16 protein-coding genes and 2 tRNA genes are annotated in these 16,351 nt (G+C 50.9%); 9 read left to right on the top strand and 9 right to left on the bottom strand.

Translation table 11 applies throughout. From position 1 onward, the window contains the following. Positions 1–91: 91 nt before the first annotated feature. Positions 92–1,006 (top strand): LysR family transcriptional regulator, encoded by a 915-nt coding sequence (locus OGY68_RS17080; protein ID WP_032943279.1) that lies wholly within the window; start codon positions 92–94, stop codon positions 1,004–1,006. Between the two features lie 392 nt (positions 1,007–1,398). On the opposite strand, the gene OGY68_RS17075 is transcribed toward OGY68_RS17080, so the two are convergent. Further along, positions 1,399–1,740 (bottom strand): DHCW motif cupin fold protein, encoded by a 342-nt coding sequence (locus OGY68_RS17075; RefSeq protein WP_048226653.1) that lies wholly within the window; start codon positions 1,738–1,740, stop codon positions 1,399–1,401. A gap of 226 nt (positions 1,741–1,966) precedes the next feature. Next, a complete protein-coding gene (locus OGY68_RS17070) occupies positions 1,967–2,557 on the bottom strand; it encodes a GNAT family N-acetyltransferase (protein ID WP_057067255.1) in 591 nt (196 codons plus the stop codon). A 213-nt stretch (positions 2,558–2,770) separates the two neighbouring features. Here OGY68_RS17070 and OGY68_RS17065 point away from each other — a divergent pair, with 213 nt between their 5' ends. The 7 genes from OGY68_RS17065 to OGY68_RS17035 all read left to right on the top strand — a co-directional run bounded on the left by OGY68_RS17065 (position 2,771) and on the right by OGY68_RS17035 (position 5,946). Then, entirely contained in the window at positions 2,771–2,953 is a 183-nt protein-coding gene (locus tag OGY68_RS17065) for a GNAT family N-acetyltransferase (protein ID WP_128611921.1), read from the top strand. Between the two features lie 161 nt (positions 2,954–3,114). After that, the gene (locus tag OGY68_RS17060) at positions 3,115–3,447 is read left to right on the top strand and encodes an EmrE family multidrug efflux SMR transporter (protein WP_063941528.1); all 333 of its coding nucleotides are present in this window, start codon (positions 3,115–3,117) and stop codon (positions 3,445–3,447) included. Positions 3,448–3,480: 33 nt separating this feature from the next. Further along, complete coding sequence (locus tag OGY68_RS17055) at positions 3,481–4,029, top strand: GNAT family N-acetyltransferase (protein ID WP_057067218.1); 549 nt, start codon at positions 3,481–3,483, stop codon at positions 4,027–4,029. 168 nt (positions 4,030–4,197) lie between these two features. Beyond that, positions 4,198–4,680 (top strand): glutathione peroxidase, encoded by a 483-nt coding sequence (locus OGY68_RS17050; RefSeq protein WP_032943274.1) that lies wholly within the window; start codon positions 4,198–4,200, stop codon positions 4,678–4,680. A gap of 199 nt (positions 4,681–4,879) precedes the next feature. Further along, positions 4,880–4,956 (top strand) — tRNA-Val (locus tag OGY68_RS17045). Between the two features lie 4 nt (positions 4,957–4,960). Then, positions 4,961–5,037, top strand: a tRNA-Val gene (locus tag OGY68_RS17040). A 186-nt stretch (positions 5,038–5,223) separates the two neighbouring features. Beyond that, positions 5,224–5,946, top strand: a complete 723-nt coding sequence (locus tag OGY68_RS17035; protein ID WP_057067216.1) for a substrate-binding domain-containing protein — start codon at positions 5,224–5,226, stop codon at positions 5,944–5,946. Here OGY68_RS17035 and OGY68_RS17030 read toward each other — a convergent pair. From OGY68_RS17030 to puuE, 6 genes are all read right to left on the bottom strand, one after another. Then, on the bottom strand, positions 5,933–6,685 hold the full coding sequence (locus tag OGY68_RS17030; RefSeq protein WP_048235457.1) for an ABC transporter ATP-binding protein: 753 nt from the start codon (positions 6,683–6,685) through the stop codon (positions 5,933–5,935). The genes OGY68_RS17035 and OGY68_RS17030 overlap by 14 nt on opposite strands. Beyond that, complete coding sequence (locus OGY68_RS17025) at positions 6,682–7,686, bottom strand: FecCD family ABC transporter permease (protein WP_003832715.1); 1,005 nt, start codon at positions 7,684–7,686, stop codon at positions 6,682–6,684. The genes OGY68_RS17030 and OGY68_RS17025 overlap by 4 nt, the downstream gene beginning before the upstream one ends. Further along, positions 7,673–8,728, bottom strand: coding sequence for an ABC transporter substrate-binding protein (locus OGY68_RS17020; protein ID WP_286617284.1), 1,056 nt, complete (start codon positions 8,726–8,728; stop codon positions 7,673–7,675). Before OGY68_RS17020 ends, OGY68_RS17025 begins: the two co-directional genes overlap by 14 nt. A gap of 157 nt (positions 8,729–8,885) precedes the next feature. Further along, the gene (locus OGY68_RS17015; RefSeq protein WP_286617281.1) at positions 8,886–9,896 is read right to left on the bottom strand and encodes an ABC transporter substrate-binding protein; all 1,011 of its coding nucleotides are present in this window, start codon (positions 9,894–9,896) and stop codon (positions 8,886–8,888) included. Between the two features lie 9 nt (positions 9,897–9,905). After that, on the bottom strand, positions 9,906–12,038 hold the full coding sequence (locus OGY68_RS17010) for a TonB-dependent receptor (protein ID WP_057067211.1): 2,133 nt from the start codon (positions 12,036–12,038) through the stop codon (positions 9,906–9,908). A 213-nt stretch (positions 12,039–12,251) separates the two neighbouring features. Continuing rightward, positions 12,252–13,514: a 4-aminobutyrate transaminase gene (puuE, locus tag OGY68_RS17005; RefSeq protein WP_057067610.1), complete on the bottom strand. Its 1,263-nt coding sequence runs from the start codon at positions 13,512–13,514 to the stop codon at positions 12,252–12,254. Between the two features lie 106 nt (positions 13,515–13,620). On the opposite strand from puuE, the gene pdxR reads away from it, so the two are divergent. Further along, entirely contained in the window at positions 13,621–15,096 is a 1,476-nt protein-coding gene (gene pdxR, locus OGY68_RS17000; RefSeq protein WP_057067611.1) for a MocR-like pyridoxine biosynthesis transcription factor PdxR, read from the top strand. A 43-nt stretch (positions 15,097–15,139) separates the two neighbouring features. Here pdxR and OGY68_RS16995 read toward each other — a convergent pair whose 3' ends face one another. Further along, positions 15,140–16,348 (bottom strand): c-type cytochrome, encoded by a 1,209-nt coding sequence (locus tag OGY68_RS16995; RefSeq protein ID WP_008784634.1) that lies wholly within the window; start codon positions 16,346–16,348, stop codon positions 15,140–15,142. Between the last annotated feature and the right edge of the window lie 3 nt (positions 16,349–16,351).

Below are 16,351 nucleotides of genomic sequence, written 5' to 3'. Positions count from 1 at the left end.
TTAGCATTAGTATGTAATGAATCCCGGTTGAAAAAGAATCAGGCTCCTATGCTATTATTGTTGCCTTCAGGTCAACAATAATGGCAAAAACATGACATTGAGCACCTATCCAGAAAAAGCGATCCGTTATTTATATATGGTCGGATTGTACGGTGGGATCCGCAGGGCCGCCGACATCCTTGGCTTTAACCCTTCGGTTGTCAGTCGCCAAATCTCTCTTCTGGAAAGAACAATACAGCTGCCATTGTTGGAGAAAAGAGGACGTAACGTTGTCCTCACCGAGGCAGGAAGATTACTGGCTGATGACTACGCCATTACTCAACAAAAACGCAATGAACTTGAGCGGCAACTCAGCGATATGCGCCATATGCGTGGAGGGACCGTTACGCTGCGCGTTGGACAAGGGATGGTCCAGGAAATCATTACCCACGTCGTGAGCGATTTTGCCCAAATCTACCCGAATGTGTTTGTCGATATCACTTCTGGCAACATGGAAACATCGATGGAACTCATTGCAAGAGGTGAAGTGGATATGGCCGTAGGATTTGGTCCAGTTGGGCAACCGGCACTTAAACGATATAGCTATAACCGGGGAGCCATTTGTGCCATTGTCAGGAAGGATCATGTTATTTCTGGTTTAAAGAAAGTAACGCTTCAGGAACTTTCCCGGCATCGCCTGATTGCTATGCATGACAATTTTGGGCTTCAGCGATATCTCACTGCGATGTTTCGCGATGAAGCGATTATGTTCAGGCCATCCTACTGCTGTAATCTGTTTACCAGCGCAATAGCCCTGTGCCGTGCGGGACTGGGGATTGCTTTTATGACAGAACAAACCGCTAATGCTAATTCTTATCCTGGGGAATTGACGGCAATACCGATTGATCATCATATTGCCAGAGAGTGTCAGTGGCATGTATTGCGTAGCTCCGATCATCGTTTTACACCGGCTGCTCATTACTTATGGAAGTTGCTGTGTAATTATTTAAGTGACTCCAGCACGTAGGAATGCAAAACATCACGCAGTTTAACAATCAGGTGTGACTCGCCCGACGCACAGCCTGAGTAAATAGCATTCTGCAAAATTAACAAAATACAATCATTTCAAAACTCAAAAAAAACATATAAATCATTACGATAAACAATTACTGGGACAGTTAATAGCGGGTTATAGCAGCTATTAATGTGTCCCTTTTTATGTCCCTGCTCCAAAAGATGCCCCCAAAATCACGCTTCAAGTGGGGTAAAACCACTCCAAAACCACACAGGTTATTCAAGCCTCTCATCATCTGTACTTATGGCCTTCAACTATTCAAATTTCACGTGAAAAACAGTACCTCCTCATACGACTGCTCAGTGCCAGGAGCGGACATCGCAAACGCAACAACGACGAATCCGTCAGTCCACAATAAAGAGTTTTGCTCCTGTCTCCGTTCTGGACTGATGTGGTTCTGCGTTATCACCAACCTGATAACTCATCCCCGCAGTTAAAGTGAATTTGCGGCCATCTGCGAGCAGTGTTTCGAGTTCTCCCTCCAGGCATAAAAGGACATGACCTTTACTGCACCAATGATCCGCAAGGTAGCCTGGGGTATATTCAACCATTCGCACACGGATTTGGTTCGGCTTGTGGCCAAAAAATTGTGTGCGCCAGTAGGCTATGCCTGTTTCCCCTGGATGTTCTGTTTTTTCGACTTCACCCCAGTTGGTGGTGCCAAAAGCAAATGCTTCGATATTCATTTTATGGCCTTCCGTCGTTAAGAATGATTTCTTGAGCTCAGGTTAGAATGAATTAACATAAGAAAAAATAATTATACATCAACACTTTATTTTCCATATGTAGTGACGAAGTCGAACCTGATTCAAGTTATATACCAATTTGAAGTGCTACATTAATGAAAATCCGCTGGTGTCGGTAACGACCGCTGTTCGCTCACAGCAGACCTTCTGTCCGCAAAACCTCGAGTTATTTCTCTTTCCTGTAGCTGGAAAGGCGGTGCTCAAGGTTGGTCCGAACCTGCGGCCACTCATCATCAATTATGCTGTACCGTATGGAAGTACGTTTTCGACCATCAGGCATAATTCGTTCATTTCTGATGATGCTTTCCTGGATCGCGCCAATACGGAGAATGGCAGCCTGCGAGCGCTCATTCAATACATCGGTCGTAAACTGAACGCGAACACACTTCAGTTGCTCAAAGGCGTACCGCAGCAATAACAGTTTACTCTCGGTATTTGCAGCTGTTTTTTGCCAGCTTTGTGAATACCAGGTGTGACCAATTTCGAGCTTTCGGTTTTCTCTATCAATCTTCCAGAAACGTGTTGATCCAATGACACGTTGATCGGACGAAAGCGTTACAGCAAACGGCATGACTGTGCCTTCGATCTGCCCCTTGAGGGCTTTCTGAATGTACAAATCTGCGGTATCAGCAGACGGAACCACCGTAAATGGCAGGGACCAGAGTTCCCCATCCGCTGCCGCATCAATCAATAGCTGAGCATCTGTCTCAAGCAGAGGACGGAGCGTGACAAGAGATCCTTGCAATGTAGGCGTCATATTTGTAACCTCACAATTATTTTGTGTCGATTGATTGAGCTGCATAATCCTGTACTGAATGAATTACTATGCCCCGTTTGCATTGAATAATCGACTCATCAAGAGTCGATTATCTGCTCACTGCTCATGATGGTAACTTGTCAACTCCGTGCCAGTAATGGACTTCCCTCTTTTGTTAAACAACGATGTTGAAACGAAACCGTTTCATGATAAATCTATAAATGTAATGAGGCGATTAAAAGAGGGCTGAAACAGTTAACCTTGACCTCAACACCAAACGCACAAACTTTCTACGAAAAGCATGGTTTTATGTTTATCAAGGAAACGACATCCCCATCAAGACTTGCCCAAACAGATCTGCGTTGTATGGATATGTCCATCGCATTATCAGCCTGAGTTTTCTTTTGCTCTTGGCAGGAGAACTCACCAACGGAAATCTAATCGCTATGAGTTCAGTACGGCAGCTTCGAGGTCTTGGGCGGATAACTCCTGTGTTCAAACTCACCCACCCCTTTGTGATACGATATTTGCTTTAAATTGTCATATGGGGTCAGATTTTGAATTCATACATTTTCCTTGCCGGGGCCATCGTAGCTGAAGTCATAGGTACAACCCTGATGAAGTTCTCTGACGGATTCACACGCCTATGGCCATCTGTAGCAACTATTGTGTGCTACTGCACAGCCTTTTATCTTCTCTCCCAAACTCTGTCGACCATTCCAACGGGTATTGCGTACGCAATTTGGTCAGGTGCTGGAATCGTATTAATCAGTCTTTTGGGCTGGTTGGTAAGTGGGCAAAAGCTAGATTTTCCGGCGATCGCAGGTATGCTTCTTATTTGTGCTGGGGTTCTGGTTATTAATATTTTTTCAAAATCCTCCCCACATTGATCCTCTTATCTTGATCGAGTAGGAAAAGTGCATATGAAAATACCAATACTCCATACGGAACGCTTGCTGTTAAAACCATTAGAAGCCAAAGATGCCTCGCAGATTCAGGTGCTTTATCCCCGCTGGGAGATAGTTCGCTATATGGTCTCCTCAGTACCCTGGCCCTATCCTGATAACGGTGCGGAGAATTACGTCAATAACGTTGCCCTGCCTGATATGGAAAAAGGGATTGCGTGGATCTGGACTATCAGACTCCGTGAGGCCCCTGACGTTCTCATAGGTTTAATATGCCTTTATGACGTTGAGGATAATAACCGTGGATTTTGGTTAGCTCCGGAATATCAGGGGCAGGGTTTTATGCGTGAAGCCAGTAATGTCGCTACGGATTACTGGTTTAATACGTTAAATAAGACGGTATTGCGTGCGCCGAAAGCCTCTCTCAATATCCGTTCCAAACGTATTTCAGACAGTAGCGGCATGCGACTTATCAAGACGGAAAAGAAAGAGTATGTCAGCGGTTTGCTGGATTCTGAACTTTGGGAAATCACGCGCGACGAATGGAACGCTCGTCAGGTTGGTTAAAATAAATTATGGAATGTCCATAACCGAACCGCAGAGAATTTCTATTTTTGCCCTGCACCAATGGCAAGTTTATTAATCCTGCAGTTGCGATCATAATAAATAGATACGCAGCGAAGCCTGTCACTCGCGGGCAACATGAGTAATGCTATCTTTTTTGAGGATTCTGGCATGGCCCCCTTTCATCAACTGACTGCCACCAGTTTGCATGGCCAGCCCATCTGTATGGCCGACTACGCTGGCAAACTGGTTCTGGTGGTTAATACCGCCAGCCATTGTGGTTTCACTCCACAATATGCAGGCCTCGAAGCGCTCTACAAGAAGTACGCCGCGCAGGGTCTGGTGGTGCTTGGTTTTCCCTGCAACCAGTTCGGTAACCAGGAGCCCGGTGGAGCCGACGAAATCGCGCAAACCTGTCACATCAACTACGGTGTGAGCTTCCCGATGTTTGAGAAAGTGGAAGTCAACGGTGCCGCTACGCACCCGGTATTTCGTTACCTGAAAGACGAATTACCCGGCGTGCTGGGTGGGCGGATCAAGTGGAATTTTACTAAGTTCCTGATCGGGCGTGACGGCAAGCCGCTCAAGCGATTTGCCCCCTTCACTACCCCAGAGAAAATAGAAACCACTATCCTTACAGCGCTTAAAGTCTGAGCACCTCTGTAATTCAAACCGCCCCTGGTATGCCCCAGTTCGCTGTCTGAATAAAAAACACGCTGCAAAATCAACAAAATATAATCAACTTGCTTAATTACTCTGCAATCGCGTGAGATCAGGAAGAAAAATGCTATTTCCCTCTTGCCTCATTCGGTCTGTGCCGCTAATATTCGTCCCCGTTGTCACCTACAACGTTGCGTTCATAGCTCAGTTGGTTAGAGCACCACCTTGACATGGTGGGGGTCGTTGGTTCGAGTCCAATTGAACGCACCATTTTGCGTCCGTAGCTCAGTTGGTTAGAGCACCACCTTGACATGGTGGGGGTCGGTGGTTCGAGTCCACTCGGACGCACCAAATCATATCCCTTTGATTTGGTGCTATTTCACTTCAAAACTATCTTTTTATCTTCAGTTTGTATCCGTCAGTTTTATCATTTCCCATGATGATTCAATAGCACTGCGCTAAATCATTCTAAATTCCATGCTCAACGCGTATCATTCATCTTCTTCGCATAATGTCATTCGCCAGAGATCGGATACCATGCCCTCTTCCATCTTCCTGTTAGCCGCAGGCAGTTTGCGCCCTGCATTTACGCCACTGATAAGCCAGTTCACGCGCATGAGTGGAATAGACGTTAATGTTGAATATGGTCCGGCAGGTTTATTGCGTGAACGTATTGAAGCGGGAGAACCGTGTGCGCTCTTTGCCTCGGCCAACCGGGAACATCCGCAAAACCTGTTAGCACGTAATAAAGCCGTCTCTACGCACACTTTTTGCTGGAACAAACTGAGCCTTGTCAGCAACCGAACCGGTGTCTGGCTGGATTTACTCCGCGACCCAACGCTGCGACCAGGTACATCAACGCCCGGCTGCGACCCTTCCGGAGACTATACCTGGGCATTTTTCGACAATATGGATGTACTGGAACCAGGGCTCGGGCAGCAGCTTCGGACGCGCGCAATCCCGCTGGTGGGTGGTCGTGATACGGTAAAAATCCCGCAAGGAGAACTGGCGAGCGCCTGGATCCTGCGCCAGGGACTGGCCGATCTGTTTATCGGTTACGCGCATTACGCACACGCGCTGCGCGCGATGCCCGACGTACATTACGTGGCTATTCCCGATGAGCACAATATTCGCTGCGAATACCAACTGGCGGTGCTTGATGCATCCAATGAAGTCATGGCGCTGGTTGATTTCATACTCTCCCGCGGCGGGCAGGAATTTCTTAGCGCCGCAGGATTCTTAACGCTTAACGACGAATAGAAAACAACGGTGCGATAAACGGCGTCTGGTAGTTCTCCACGTTGAGTTTTCTCAGCGTTAAGCCATAGGCCAGGAATAAATTCTCCTCCGTCACAATGCTGTTCGTGGGCCCTGCCCGCCATTTTCCTTCAGGGAGTAGCAGCAAAGTATGGGAAGCAACCTGTAACGCATGAAGCGGATCGTGAGTCGAAAAGAGAATACTGCATCCCTGTTGATGGGCCAGATCGCTGATAAGCTGGAGCACCACCTGCTGATTGGCGAGATCCAGCGCGGAACACGGTTCATCCAGTAACAGCGTTTGACACTCCGTCACCAAAGCCCGGGCAATCATCACCAACTGTTGCTGCCCGCCGGAAAGTGAGCCAAATGAGCTGGAGGCGAGATGCGCGATATTCAACTGCTCTAACGCCTGCATTGCTCTTTTTTGATCCTGCGGACTGGGTTGCGCAAACAACTTCACGTGCTGTGCTCGCCCCATCAGCACCACGTCGCTGACCGTGTACGGAAACGGCAGATGGCTATGCTGTGCCACAATCCCTATCCCACCGTTATTTTCAATATTCCCGCCTAAAGCAGGCAGCGTGCCGGTTAGCGTATCGAGCAGTGTACTTTTACCCAGGCCGTTGCGTCCCAGCACGGCCCAGATCTCACCTTTCTGGCAACAGAACGTTAGCGGCTCAAATAGTGGCGCGCGATACCCATAAGTAAGCTGATGTACACGCAGTGCGGCAGGTATCATGATTTCTCCCGACGGCTGGTACGAATGAGTAAGAAAGCAAACAACGGCGCGCCGAACAATGCGGTAATAATCCCCAACGGTATCTCCGCGTGCATCAGGGTGCGAGCAATATCGTCTACCACAATCATAAATCCGCCCCCCAACCAGAAGGCGCACGGTAGTAAACGACGATGATCAACCCCCACCAGCAAACGCGCCAGATGCGGAATCACTAATCCAACCCAGGCAATACTGCCGCTGACCGCCACCTGAGCAGCGACCAAAAATGCGCAGCACACCAAAACGCTGCGTCGCAGAGGAACCACCGCCACACCCAGTGCTCTGGCATCTTTGTCATTGAGCGACAACAGGTTTATCCGCCAGCGTAGCTGGTACAAAACCGTCGCGGCGATACCGACCGGGACCGCCAACAGCAGCACTTTATGCCAGTTGGCCGTCGCGAAGCTGCCCAGTAGCCAGAACACAATATTAGGTAACGTCTCTTCGGTATCAGCCTGATACTGGATCAGGCTCACCAGCGCGGCAAAAAAACCGCTCAAAATGATACCCGACAGGATCAATACCAGCGTATTCTCCAGCCCCTGTAACGCAGCAATGGCATACACCAGGATCAACGCTGTCAGACCAAAGAAAAACGTTGATCCCATCATCAGCCAGGGAGAAAGACCGAGCAGGATGGCCAGTGTTCCACCAAAAGCCGCCCCCGACGTCACGCCGATAATATGCGGGTCGACCAGAGGGTTATGAAATACCCCTTGCAGCGTCGCGCCGCATAACCCAAGCGCGCCCCCCGCCAGCAGTGCCATCAGAATACGCGGTAGCCTGACCGTCCAGATAACCTGGCTGCCTATTCCCTCAGCGTCGCTATAGTGCGTCAGGTGGTAAAACACTTCGCTTAACGACAGCGGATACTGTCCGAGGCATAGCGAACTGACGCCCAGCAACAGGACCACAACGATTAAGAGCGGTTGCTGGGGCAAAATACGGTTACTTAGCTGCATCAGACTGCCAGTTCACACGATAAAAACGTTGATAGTAGTCCTTGGCCTGCGCATCAACGTCCACGTTTTTATAGGCATCCGGATACAGTTTTTTGGCCATCCAAAGCTCACCGATCGCCAACGCTTCCGGCATCGGATAGCCCCAGGCTTTGGCATATTCAGGCATCAACCAGACGCGATGATTTTTCACCGCATCAATCCCCTGCCAGTTCGGATCGTTTTGGATCTCAGTTACCACCTGCGGATAGCGATCCTGGACAAAAATCACCTGCGGGTTCCACGCTAATACCTGCTCCAGCGCAACCTGACGGGCACCTTTCACACTGGCTGCCGCCACATTTAATCCCCCCGCGTGCTGCATCATCAGTCCCGTGTACTTCCCGGAGCCGTAAGTCATCAGATCGGGGTTAGCCATATAAATACGGACTTTTTGCGCATCCGGGATTTTTGCAACCGGCGCATTGAATTTTGCCCGCGCGGTAAAAACGTAGTCGATTAACGTTTCGGCCTGCGGTTTGCGCCCAACCACGTCAGCGATCATGCGAATCCCCTGCTTCAACCCTTCGTTGTAGACCTGCTCTTCATCGGCCATGGTCGGGTTCATTTTATTCTGTTGCCCGGTGGCATCCTTGCGTAATGAGATAGCCACGACCGGAATACCGGCGTTCTGAATCTGCTGGATCATTTCCGCGGGCGCATAGTTGGCGACAAAAACCACCTGCGGATGAATCGCCAACAGGCTTTCGATGTTCACGCTGGTGAGATCGCCTGGCGTCGGCAATGTAGTAATCGTCGGCATAAAGCGCGCAAATTCAGGCCCGAGCTGCTTTTTCCAGCTCGACATCACACCAACAATGTCCTGCCGGGCATTGAGCTGGACCAGAATATTCAACGTCTGGTGTTGCAGCACGACCACTTTGTCCACGTGGTCAGGAATCGTGACCTGTCGACCAAGCTGATCGGTGATCGTTCGGTCGGCCTGAGCAGAAAACGCAAACAACATGCTGGCGCAAACCAGCACAAAAGAGCGGAAAGTTAACATGGGATACCATCTGAATAGAGGAGTAAAAACGATATGCATTAAATTATATAACGAGAGGCCTGGCAAACCATTTTCATCATGAGCGCACCAAACCCCACATTTCAGAGGGGTAAAAATGGCGTGCAATCCTTATCACGCCTGTCTTTATACGTGAGCGCTACTCCTGTGGGGGTAACGCGTTTAAAACTCGCATCGCCTGCTCCTGAGTGAGCGAATAATCGAAGAACTGGCGATAAAAATCTCGCGTTACGCTGACCATATCCAGGCCGCTAAACAATGCCGGATGCAGTTTCGATGCTGCCCACTGTAGCTGCAACGCGCTTTCAGTGCCGTAGCGATCCCAGGGGAACACGCCCGCCGGATTGCGCCAGACGTTACCCTGTTTCACTGCGTTAAGTTCTTTGAACAATGCTGCGTATGGAGAACTGGCGATATCACCACACCCCGCACCGAGAATAATGACCTGCGGTTGCCAGTAGAGCACCCTCTCGGGCGACACCTCTTTCATGTTGCCGTCAACTTCACCTGCCGCATTCCGTCCACCCGCCAGCGTAATCCAGGTATCGATCAACGTGTTCCTGCCGTCGACTTTAAGCGGATTTAGCGATTGAATATGAAGTACCCGAGGGCGCTGATTTTCCACCTGCTCCGCAGTTTTAGCCTGCACATCCGCGAGTACACGGTTGAGATACTGATTGTAAGCCGTTGCCCGGACGCGAGCCTGCTCGGTACCCAGAACCTCTGCGGTCGTAGTGACCGATTTTTCCATCGAAGCATAGTCAGTAAATGCCATTTCAAGGGCCGGAATACCCGCCTGACTGTAGCTTTGAGCATCCCCTTTTCCTTTTGCCACAAACACGACGTCGACGTGCCGGGCCAGCAAATCCTCGCTATTAAATGATGTTCCTCGTATCTGTAAGGCTTGTCTCAGAGAAGGATTGATTTTGAACATCCATGGCTGGTTTTCCTCATGGTTGACCGTCGCAACAATGTTACGACCAGCACCCAGCGTCATCAGCACCGAATGATGGGCAAACCACCCATCCGCGATACGTTCAACATGCGCGGGAACGTTAACTGTGTGACCAGCATCATCCACAACCTGGCGTGTTGCCAGGGCAGGAAACGCCAGCCACACACAAAGCAGCCATGTGTGGCACGTTTTCATAAGCAACCCCTAAAAATCAACCTGAACAGAAAACTGAGCCTGGCGCGGTGCGCCAAGTTGAGCGCTGGCAGCCCCTGCGCCCGTGTAACCAGTCAATGCGCCCGGAACAATATTGGTCCAATAGTGACGGTCGGTGAGATTGGTGATATCAAACCGGAAAGTGGTTGGTGTGTTCCACAGTCTGGTGGCATAACGCGTACCGATGTCCACCGTGGTGTAACTCCCGACCCAGCTGTCGTTGGTATTATCGGTAGCCCGACGTCCGACGTAATGCACGTTCGTGTCGACATCTAGTCCCGGAACCCGTTCGATGGTGTAGATTGCGAGGATATTCGAGGCGAAGCGCGGCAAACCAACAACTTGCTTACCATCCGCATTGCTGTCCGCGGTATTATGAAGCGTTGGATCAAGCCAGGCTCCGCCGCCTAACACGCGCAAATTACGGGTGATATGCCCATCAGCCATCAGTTCCAGCCCACGGTTTTTCTGCGTACCATCCTGAGCAAAATCGCCATTGTCGTTGGTATAGGCAAAGGGGCGTTTGGCTTCAAAAAGCGCAGCGGTGAGCAGCAGATCTTTTACTGGCGCATATTTTGCGCCCACCTCCAGTTGATGGCTACGGTAGGGATCTAACACCTGCCCGGCATTGCGCGCCCCAGCGGGCGCGGTATCGCCCTGCTGCAAACTGTCCGCCCAGGTGGTATACAGCGTGACGTTCTCCACCGGTTTATACATCAGGCTGGTAGAACCGCTCATGCCATTGTCCTGCTGACGGCTGCTTTCATGTCCAGCTTTGTTGTAGTTACTGACGGTAAACAGGTTCTCACTGCCGGAAAGCAGCAAACTCCACTGCGGGGAAAAATGCAGCGTATCGCTGAGCAAAAATGCATGTTGAGTGGTGGTCGCTGAATGATAGCGATCGTTAAAATCTGGATACGGTGGTCGTGGATAGTCGGGATGTTGATCGAGGGAAGAATGCCCCAGAGTGAAAGTGCCGCCGTTTCTTGGATTATAGTTTTTCCACACAAATCCACGCATTCCGGTAGCAATATCCTGCGTCAGCCAGCCGGTATCAATGCTACCGGTCAGGTTCGCTAAATAACTGTTGATGGTAAACCGACTGGCCGCCGAATTAGAGGTTGTAGTGGTGTAATCGCCCCGGTTATCCGTCAGGGTGTTGGTCACGGCCGTCGACTCGCGGTCTGCAACCTGGTGCAGCGCCCCCAGGTCCAGCATCCAGTTGCCGTCAAAATCATGCTTAATATGCATATCGACGGTAGTCGTTTCGTCATCATGACCCGCATAAGATTGACCATATTTACTGTCCGTAGGATCAAATGCCGCGGGAAAGTGAACGCCTTTCGCCAGGGCAAAGCTACCCGGCATGCCTTTTTCGTAATAATGGTAATAGCTGAAATTACTCTCCAGCACCGTTTGATCTGTCAGTTGAAAGTCCAGCCCCAAGCCAGCGTACTGTCGACGGACATGACTATCGGTGGTGTAGCTATGGCCCTCATCGTTCAGCAAGTTGAGGCGATATTTCACCCGGTCTCCCGCATCGATTGGGCCGCTGAAATCCATCGATGCCAACGTTCCCGACCCTGTACCTTGCCCTACTGTGACGCGATGCAACGGTGTATCGACAGGTCGTTTAGACACCAAATTAAACATCCCTGCTGGATTAGCAGGGCCATACAGCGATCCAGCGATGCCGCTCAACACCTCAATGTTCTGGAACTGTTCGGTCGAATATTCCGTCGTGGAGACGGCGTTCAGGCCATCAATCATATGGTTTTGTACCACGCTCCCTTGCATGCCGCGGGTTTGTGGGCGGACGCCGTCACCCTGAACGGACGGTAGGTAGCGATAGGCGTCTTTCACATCTTTGATTTGTTGCTGATCCAGCACTTTTTTCGACAACGTCTGCACCGACCAGGGAACGTCTATCAACTCTCGCTCGCCGAGGCTACCTAACGTGACTTTTTTTTCGCTCGCCGGAGGTTCATGTTCCGATAACGAGGATTGTGACGTGGCTGGCGCCGAAACGATGACGGTATCTTCAGCATGAGCCGTGACGGCGGTGGAAAAACAGGCAAAGGTTAACAACCCAGAGGCCACTGGGGTAAATTTGTTATTTAACATTCGTTAATTCAATTCGTTAGATAGAAAGACTGGAGGCCGCTAACGCAAGCGCCTTCTCTTGAAGAGTACAGTTATTATATTTGTATGATGAATAGAATAGATCCAATCGATATATATGTAAATATATAACGGCATGTGGTTGGTAAATCCACGGCAACAATAAAGCCGACGGTGATGACGACCGTCGGCTTTGGGTAAATGACAACTAACGAATTACTTGGTTGCTGCTTTGATAATATCGAGCGCTTTGGCGAACTGATCCTGCGGAATTGTCAGCGGGTAAAGGAAACGAATAACGTTGCCATACTGACCGCAGGTCAGCAGCAGTAATCCTTGCTCAAGGGCTTTCTTCTGCACGCGTTGTGCGGCGGCAGCGTTGGGTTCTCCTGTCGCTGCATCACAGAATTCAGCAGCAATCATAGAGCCTAAACCTCGCACTTCGGCCAGTTCAGGACACCCTGCTTGTGCATCTGTCAGAGCGGCGCGCAGCTGTTCACCGAGAGCCGCCGCACACTGGCATAACTGCTCATCACGAATGATATCCAGCACCGCATGGGCCGCTGCAATCGACAGCGGGTTTCCGGCGTAGGTTCCCCCCAGACCACCCGGCGCAGGCGCATCCATAATTTCGGCTTTGCCCACGACGCCTGACAGCGGCATGCCGCCCGCAAGGCTTTTCGCCATGGTCATCAGGTCCGCTTTATCGGCGTAATGATCCATCGCAAACAGCTGACCCGTACGGGCAAACCCGCTTTGTACTTCATCAGCGATCATCACGATGCCATGCTCGTCGCAAATACGGCGGATGGCAGCCACAAATTCTGGCGGTGCCACCACGAAGCCTCCTTCGCCCTGGACGGGTTCGAAAATAATCGCCGCAACCTGGGTTGGATCGATATCGGCTTTAAACAGACGCTCAATCGCTTTTAGGGAATCCGCCGTGGAAATACCCTGCAATTCAGAAGGATACGGCGCATGGTAAACAGAGCCAGGGAACGGGCCGAAACCTTTTTTATAGGGTGCCACCTTGCCGGTTAACGCCATCGTCATGTAAGTACGCCCGTGAAAACCACCGCCAAATGCGATAACGCCAGGACGGCCGGTATGCGCGCGCGCAATTTTCACCGCGTTTTCTACCGCTTCAGCCCCGGTAGTGAAGAATGTGGTTTTACGCTTGCCGTCGATTGGCGCAACGACGTTGATTTTCTCAGCCAAAGACACATAGCTTTCGTACGGGACAATCTGATAAGCCGTATGGGTAAAAGCCTGAAGTTGCGCTTCGACTGCCTGCACCAGGCGAGGATGGCGGTGTCCGGTGTTCAGCACGGCGATCCCGGCGGCAAAATCGATGTACTGATTGCCTTCGATATCGGTAATCGTGCTGTTTTCTGCCGACTGGGCATAAAAATCACACATCACACCCACGCCACGCGGGGTGGCATCCAGACGACGTTGTTGCAGGTTTTTATTGTTCATTCTCTACACCTTGTCCATTAATACATTTCGGTTGAATTACCCTTTAAATTTAGACGCCGTCTGGTACTTTAATCGAGAGCCAAATCGTTTTATTTTAAGGATCCAAATGCGTTCACTTGCCGGAGATGTGATCAAGCATGCATTTAATCAGCAGACTGACGAAAAACTACATCGCCGCCTGTATGCCGCCATTTGTAGTTGCATCCTCGAAGGTAGCCTGAAACCGGCTACCCGAATGCCTCCGTCGCGTGACCTGGCAGGAGAGCTGACACTATCGCGCAATACCGTCCTGCGGGTGTACGAACAGTTGCAAGCTGAAGGGTATATTTCCGCGCGCACCAGCAGCGGCACATTTGTGACCGACAGCGTGCTGGACAATCTCGACCTGCGTCCTGACAAAGAGCCTGTTGCTGCCGCTCTGGAAGATCACACCCGCTTATCCGACCGCTGCCTTGAGCTGCTGGGTCATGCCAGCGCCAGTCCCCGTCAGTGGGGGGCATTTATTCCAGGCGTACCTGATGTAGAGCATTTCCCGCACCGGGTGCTCAAGAAAATTCAGGACAGGCTGGCAAGACGACTGCGCCCGGAGTATCTCACTTACGATGCCACAGGCGGCGTGAATGAGCTAAAAGAAGCACTGGCAGACTATCTGCGCACCGCTCGCGGCGTACGGTGCTCACCGGAGCAAATTCTGATTACTGAAGGTATTCACCAGGCCCTGGATCTGGTGACCCGGACTTTATGCAACCCCGGCGATCACGCCTGGATTGAGGAACCGGGCTACTGGGGAATCAAAAATATTCTGCGCATCAATGCCGTTAATTTTTCGGCTATCCCGGTTGATGAACAAGGCATGGTCCCGCCGGATGCAGGTGATACACCGCCAAAACTTATTTTTGTGACACCGTCACATCAATACCCGCTCGGTTCGGTAATGAGTCTGAGCCGCCGCCGGCAACTTCTCTTTCGCGCACGTGAAACGCGAAGTTGGATAGTGGAAGATGATTACGACAGTGAGTTCCGCTTTTCCGGCCAGCCGATTCCCTCTTTACAGGGGCTGGAAGAAGAGACACCGGTCATTTACATCGGGACATTCAGTAAGACACTCTATCCCGCACTGCGACTCGGGTATGTCGTGCTACCTAAATCGTTAGCCGCTCCGCTGAAAAAGGTTCATAACGACCTCTATCGTGGTGGGCATCTGTTGATTCAGGCCGCACTGGCGGAGTTTATTCGCGAGGGTTATTACGCGGCACACATTCGGAAAATGCGTCAGCTATACAGTCGTCGTCGCCAGATGCTGGTAGAGCTTATCAGCCGCCAACTTGGTGAACATTTTCTTGGTTCTTTCAGCAGCAACGCCGGGCTGCATATGATCTTACAGCTACCCACCGGGAGCGATGATGCGGTCATTGCCCAACAGGCGAATGCGCAAGGGTTGTTGGTGCGCCCACTGTCACGCTACTACGTGAATGAAGAGAAACGCAGCGGCCTGTTGCTGGGATTTGCCAGTATAGAAGAAAATGAAATGACGGCGGCGTTTACCCGACTCGCGGATATTATCAGGGTAAACACCGTGTAAGCACTGCCGGATGACGGTGCAAGCACCTTCTCCGGCAAACTGTTTAATGTGACGCTTTTTTAACGCCAGCCAGGTCTTCCTGGCTTACTTCGCCATTCCCTTCACCCCAGCTTTTACGCACGTAGTTGATCACGTCGCGCATTTCGTTGTCGCTTAACAAGCCACCGTAGGCAGGCATCTTAAAGGAGACGCTGCCACGCGTTGTCGGTGTTTCTGCGCCGTGGGCAATCACTCTGAACAGCGGTGTCGGGTCATCAACCATCACCAGTGGATTGTTAACTAAAGAAGGCGCGTTATCATCCGTACCTTTCCCTTCCAGACCGTGACAAGTTGAACAGTAGCGGTTATAGGTCACTTTGCCCGCCTCAGGTGAATTCGACCAGGATGCTGTAGTCGCCGCAGCACGTACCGTTTCAGGCTTCGCACTTTTCAGGCTCAACAGATATTGGGCGATCGCCGTGGCATCTTCGTCGGTCAGATACTGTGTACTCTGCGTGACGACCTCAGCCATCGAACCTGAAACCGCGGCATGCTTGCTTTTACCGGTCAGCAACAGCGATTTTAACTCCTGCTCAGACATACCGGTGCCGCGCAGCGACGGTGCATACCAGCCGTCAATCATCGCGCCGCTCAGGTATTCGGCATCAGCATTAGTATACGCTTTTTCGTTCATCGCCATTCCTCTCGGGGTATGGCATGAACCGCAGTGTCCGGGGCCTTCCACCAGATAAGCACCTCGTTTTACCAGGGCAGCATTATCATCCGTTTTCGCGCCCTCTACAGCCGTCACTGGCGCGTCGGTAAACAGCCAGTTCCAGATATGCAGCGGCCAGCGGGCGGAGAGTAGCCACGGAATGGCATTCTCTTTATTGGGCTGTGCTGACGGCGTGACGTCATGCATAAAATAGCTATACAGCGCCTTAACATCCTCGTCAGAAAGTTTCGCATAGGAGGGATAAGGCATAGCCGGATAGAGCGGATGACCATCTTTGGCGATCCCCTGCCGTACGGCTTTTTCAAAATCCTCGTAAGAATAATTTCCAATACCCTGTGTTTTGTCTGGGGTAATATTGGTCGAATAAATATCCCCCACCGGAGTAGGAAACTTTTTGCCCCCCGCCATCGCCGCACCACCTTCAGCGGTGTGACAGGCGACGCAGTCTGAAATTCGCGCGATGTATTCACCGTTAGATTCAGCAGCGGAAACCGAAGCGGTAAATAAACAGGCGGCGAGAATGGTTACGTTACGCATAGA

The sequence above is a fragment of the Citrobacter sp. Cpo065 genome, assembly GCF_030332805.1.
GTDB lineage: Bacteria > Pseudomonadota > Gammaproteobacteria > Enterobacterales > Enterobacteriaceae > Citrobacter > Citrobacter portucalensis.
This window is presented reverse-complemented; position numbering and strand designations above follow the sequence as displayed.